The sequence below is a fragment of the Pseudomonas sp. 39004 genome, from assembly GCF_028682155.1.
GTDB classification, from domain to species: Bacteria; Pseudomonadota; Gammaproteobacteria; order Pseudomonadales; family Pseudomonadaceae; genus Aquipseudomonas; species Aquipseudomonas capeferrum.
The window spans coordinates 1-5,768 of sequence record NZ_JANIAG010000250.1; the positions used below are offsets into that span (position 1 = coordinate 1).

Annotated in this window: 3 protein-coding genes; 1 reads left to right on the forward strand and 2 read right to left on the reverse strand. The window is 57.6% G+C overall.

The annotated features are described in order from the left end of the window. Both NP534_RS25250 and NP534_RS25255 read right to left on the reverse strand, forming a co-directional pair. Positions 1-2,922: hypothetical protein (locus NP534_RS25250; RefSeq protein ID WP_274100520.1), on the reverse strand; the 2,922-nt coding region annotated here is incomplete at its 3' end. A 184-nt stretch (positions 2,923-3,106) separates the two neighbouring features. Continuing rightward, positions 3,107-4,954 (reverse strand): hypothetical protein, encoded by a 1,848-nt coding sequence (locus NP534_RS25255; RefSeq protein WP_274100521.1) that lies wholly within the window; start codon positions 4,952-4,954, stop codon positions 3,107-3,109. 240 nt (positions 4,955-5,194) lie between these two features. Between NP534_RS25255 and NP534_RS25260 the strand changes: the two genes are divergently transcribed. Next, positions 5,195-5,647 carry a hypothetical protein gene (locus NP534_RS25260; protein ID WP_274100522.1) on the forward strand — a complete coding sequence of 151 codons (453 nt, stop codon included), beginning with the start codon at positions 5,195-5,197 and terminating at the stop codon, positions 5,645-5,647. Positions 5,648-5,768: the final 121 nt, after the last annotated feature.

Here is a 5,768-nt window from a genome sequence, read left to right on the forward strand (position 1 = left end):
CAGTTGAATACCCAGGCTGTACTGGCCCGTGCGTGGGTCGACGCCATTCTCGATGAAGCTCATGAAGTTGAAGGCGTTGGAATGCACCGCCGAGTCAATGGCCGCTGTATTCCCGCTCCCGATCCTGAGTTCGAGCTGGTTGCGGCTGTCTGGTTGACCCTCAGGAAGGAAGTTGACATTCAACTGGTGCCGATTGCCCTGATGGTCGATCAACGTGAAACGCATGACCCCTTCGAGGGACGAGCGATAGTCCCCACCGGGCGCCATGCCGTCGTACCAGTACGGCATGTCCCAGACCCTGTCCAGCGTCAACAGCAGGGTGCCTTGAGCAATGTCCTCGCCTGGCTTGAGGTTGTAATCCAGCTTGCCGTGGTAGTTCACGGCGCGCTCTAGCGTCAGCAGTTCCAAGGCCGACTCGTACGAAACGCCCAACGGCACACCAGGTGAACCGGGTGGCAATACCGGCCTGAAGGCATACCCCACGTAACTGCAGAACGTTTCGGCGAGCTGCTCGCTCTCCCAACGAATGATCGACGCATGGTCAAAACTGACCTGGTAAAACCTGAGATTGCCATATTCTTGGGTGGCACCGGAGAGTTCCCAATAGTCAGTGGTGTACTTGTAAAAGTTGAAGGTGTCCTGCCCGACGATCTTGCCTCCCTCTGAAGCAACCCGCCTGGGTTTGAATTCGTAGTTGTTCAGTGCCCAGAAAGGCGTTGGGCGCCCGGTCAACTCGACTTCACCTTCCTCCTTGCCGATGGTTCTTGAGTTCTGCGTACGGTTGTCATACCCCTTGAACTCGGCATGGAACTTCCTGATTTCGGCTTCAGTGCTTTGCACGTATACGCGCAAGGAGACCTTGCCTTCATCTGCCATGGGCTTGGCCGTCACCTGCCGAGCCCCTTGGTAATAGTCATAGCGATTGCGTGACTTGCTCCACCCCCAGCGCAGCCCTTGCGCCGGGTCCAAGCCCTCCACCCCCTCCAGCACATACTCGATCGGGTTGCCGTTCTCCGCGAGCACCCTCAATGTGGACAGCTCAAGGTCGCTGACCGGATCCTTGACCAAGTCACCCTCGCTGTTGCGGAAGTCCTCAGTCTGGATGACGATATCCAGGGCGATCTGCTGCAACCCGTTGGCATAGGCCACGGTGCCGTTAATCGGCACGGGCGTCACCGTAAAGTTCAAAACTCTCTTGTAGCGTTCACTGATCATCGAGACCTGCGCGTCCTCGCGCATCAGCTCGATGATGGCATACCCCGCATCACGGTCACGGATATTGGCCATGACCACGGCGACCGAGGTTGAAGGCGATTCCGGCGGCGTGTATACGCCTGACTCAAGGTCGATGTGCCCCTCGCCGAACACGAACCAGGCATCGGCCTCGTCGTTTTGCACCTCGAAGGGCACCGAGCTGCCATGGGGCACTTTAGGCACGTGGAATGGCAAGACGCTCAGCACAGCCGGGTAGGCGAGAATCACCACCGTGACCTCGGCTGTATCGCCCCTAATCCCATCAGTGAGACGGATGCGCTCCAACAGGACGGCAGGAACCCGCTCAGGCTCACGGGGCACATAGCTTAGCGAGCCATCGCTCTGGAGGGTCAATTCACCGTATAGCGTCGGTTCCCAGGTCAGGCCAGCACGACCCGCAACATTGAACTCAATCGCTCTTTCCCCACTACGCCATACCGCAACCCGTGGCGTAACCACCAAAGAATCGATAGATTCGACCACCAGCGCGGCATTGACGCTTCCGGGTTCTTCTTCGCCCAGCTGCGCACTGACCAGGATGACCTGACTTTCCCGTGCGAAGTGCGCAATATCCGACGCCTGGTATTGCCCCTGCGCGTTGATTTGCCCGGTCGACCGAGGGTGGTTGATGTTCCTAGCTGTCCATTGCGCCACAGCCTGGCCTTGCACCTTGAAATCCGTGGTCTGTTCGCGGCCAAGGCGCGCTTGCATCGGCTCGACCTGACGCGTTGCGGAACTGGCCTCAATGCTCCCGAACACTACCCGGTCATGTGGGGTGTGCTCCTCCTTCATGGCAAACTGCCACGCCTTCGGCAAGCTCAAGTGCCGCAGCAAACGCTCGGCAAGCTCCCCAAGCAAAGGAACGCGCAACTGCTCGGCCAGCAGCGTCACGCCTTGACTGCCATCGGGCAGCAGATAAGGAAACACGCCTGGCCCCGGCCATGTCCCGCCAAAGCGGCGGCCACGCAGGTCCAGTTGCACAATCGCGGCCCCATCACCTTCACGCCCCGTGCCCTCTGGTGCAGCCTGGGTGCGCACATTGAGGCCACGCACGGCGAGCGCATCCTGCCCGGTAAGCTCACAGGTCAAGAGCACGAACTGATGGTTGAACACCTCATGCTTCGCCATTTCAGCCTGTATGAAGCGCCCCATGGCCCGCCGAGCCGTCTCGCTTTCACCCAGGTTGGTGACAAACTCTTCGGCTTGACTCAGGTCGAGCACCAGCCGGGCCTGATTGGCTGCAGGATCATCGACGGTCAGCAAGGCAACCGACATCTGCACGTGGTAACCCATTTCTTCACGAAGGCCATGGCTGCTCTTGAGCCTGGGTGGCTGGGCAACAACCCGTGAATACGACGCGTATTCGCCAGAGATAAACGGCATGATCACCGTCAAGCGATTTCCTGCCCCCGAGACCCCAGCAAAGGAAAGCTGTGGTGGCCCCAGCACCAGCCCTTCGAACACTGCCTGGTCATTACGCTGACCGTCGGTAAAGTAGCTGCCAGTGATGTGCTCAAGAAAATTCGACTGGCTCAGGCCTTCGAGATAACGCAGCTCGAGCAATTGTTCGAGCGGCTCACGGCCCAGTGCCACGATCGCGCCCCAGCCATGCATGACATCACCCTCTTCCAGACGAGCCAGCAGGGCTTCCTTGGAATTGTTGATCATGATCATGCCCCTTTACTGTGGCAGGATTTGTCATGCGCCATCGCACTGGCCAAACATAATTCGCTCCAGCCGCGAGTGCGTGGGGCTTGCGCGACATGAGCGAGGGATTGCGAATGGGTCATTCTGGCCATGGTAACTTCTCCAATTATTGTCGCCCTGCTGCTCTTCAGCGTGTACGTGAACGTCAGCCGCGCAGCGTCAAGCGCAGTGAGCGCATTTCAAAATAATGGTATTTGTCGTCGAAACTGACATGTGCATGTACAGTCAAACTTTCATTGAGCATTTGCTGCTCAAGCAGATCCCTGGGTATGAGTAGTTCAAGGCCGTTGCGGACTTGCTGGGTGGTCACTTCAGCGTCCCATATAACCTCTTCCACCTCAGCGCGAAAAACACCTGTGACCCACACCGTCACCCATTGCTTTTCGGCAATGAACACCCAGGGATCGAGGGTGCATCTGGCCCCTCTCGGGACGTCTCCCAGATACAGATCCTCTCCCCTCGCGACCGGGCAGGCAAGCCGCGGATAGTCGTCGGGCACAAGAGGCAGTATGCGCAGCATGAAGTGCTCTGACTCGACATAGCTACCGTCATCCCGCACCAGGCGATAGAACACCTTGAACCGCTTCGCCACGGCGTTTTCATTACGCTCCATGTTCGCCGCAATGCTGCCCGCACTTACGAGAAAACGGCGTGGCCTGTTGGTATTGATCGGCTGGGTAACAATTTCCCGTCCCCGCTCGGCATCCCCCTCCCAGTGCAATTCGATGTGCTCATCGTCAGCAATGTCGACCTCATCAGGCACATCCACGAATGCGCCAGAGGTGACAAGGTAAGCTGGCAACCGACCACCGTCGTTTTCTGCCACGGCATCAAGCACTATCGGCGCTGGCAACTCCCGCGAGCGCAGCACTTGCACGTTCAGCAGCTCAGAGGCGAGGCTGCTGCCTTCGCGAGCGAACTGGTAACCCAGTGCTACCGCCTGCCCCTGACTGCTCATAAGCCAACGGGGTGCGAGGGTGAACATCAGGGCACCGCTGTCGATCGAACTGGGGTCAACACGCAACACCTGGTACACGTCATCACTGGACAGCCAATACAGCAGTAGACGGTCCGATACAGCCATGCCCGCATCCGGGTAAGGTGCAATCCTGATCGTCAAACCATCGCGAAAACGCGCAGGGTCCAAGGGCTCACCGGGGTCAAGGCCTTCCACGCTGGGCGGTGGCAGACGAGTTGGCGGTGTAATCGACGAATCCACGCGAAACCGCTGTATTGGCGATGGGGCCGAATGGCCATCTTTGAAGGCAATGACATACTCGGCATCGAAGTGCCCTCCCTCCAACCTGCGCAGCCAGGTTCTTTCCACGGCGGCTTGCAAATGTTTGCCAGGAACCTCGACATTGAGGTTTTTTGTCCATGTGTACGGGCGCCCGCGATCGTCCTCACCCGTTAACGTTATCGCAACCCTATCGCCGGGTTGCATGGCCTGATAGGGCGGTATCAGCAGCGCCATCGTGGAGCCCAGTGCCTGCGGGGCTACGAGCAAATCATGCGACGGCGCGGCCAGGACCACCGACAAGGTTTCGGCGCCTGGCCGTGGGCGCACGCCCACATAGCAAAAACGCCGCAGAGACTCCAGCTCGGGCCGTGCTTCATGCACCTGGTAGGAGTAGAACGCCCAGCCACCGGCAGCGTCTTGCACGACATCGTTGCCAATGAGGTACTCCACACCCACTGCTGGATCGACATCATCAGGCACGCGATAAGGGTTGCCGATATGGTCAAAAAGCGCCCCTCCGGGTGCAGCCCCCACCCAGCGTGGAAAAAGCAAATCTCCGCCCTGAATGCCGGGATAGTTGATGTGAGTCATCAACGCCTCGTCGCCCAACACTAGCAAGTCGATCTCATCGTGCGGCGTTAAACCCTCTACTTCAGGTTTTGGCAGGTCATTGTTCTCTGGGCCTGCGTCACGCAGTGACGTGGAGGCAGACGCACGTTTAAACCAGTGGGCGAAGTTACTGATGAGCGTCATGCCGCATTACCCCATCATGCAAGAAACGATTAGTGGCGGAGCTGGTGCAGGAATTAATAGCGAATCGGCCAACAGGCGACAACTAGCAGAATTACCAGGTCGACGCGGCCCTCGAGTACTAAAGCACAACAGGTGGCACCTGATATTTTTGACAGGTGCGTGGCGCTGCACATTGCCATAGTCTCAGTACAGGCTTGTTATGTGAAACCCACGATATCCAAGGTGATCAGGGGAGTGCTCATGAAAGGCAAGAAAGAGACGCATGCCACGGGCGTTATTATCATCAGGGAATCAACAGAAAGTAACGACTTCTGCTCCCTGCATATTCCGGACGCCGGCAGCAATCAAACTGTCGTATTGAGAATGAACCAAGGGGATTGTAAAGACAAAGACCCTCGCTTCATCGAACTTAACAGTTTTCCGTCGGCAACAAAGATCCTCCTGACCCGAAATAATAATGGCACGCCGGACGATGCCAGTTGGTGGATTGAACTCAAGACCACACGCAACAATGCCGCATTGGACAATGGAGAAATTACTTACCTGAACACCTATGCCGTTGGCGATTTCATCGAACAGGGTATCGGGGTCATGGTGATTGCCAAGCATGGCACCATCCAGCGCGACGAACTTCGCAGTGTGCGCGTCATTACCTCGGCCGCGCCGCCGCGCGCTGAGCGCCTGCAGCGCTAATGCTCATCTTGAATGGGAGATGACAATAATGTTCTTGAATTCCAATGCATTCAATTTCATGAGTTTCGTTCAGAACAATGTCGATTCGCGCACGGGCCAGTACAACCTGGGCATCGAACTC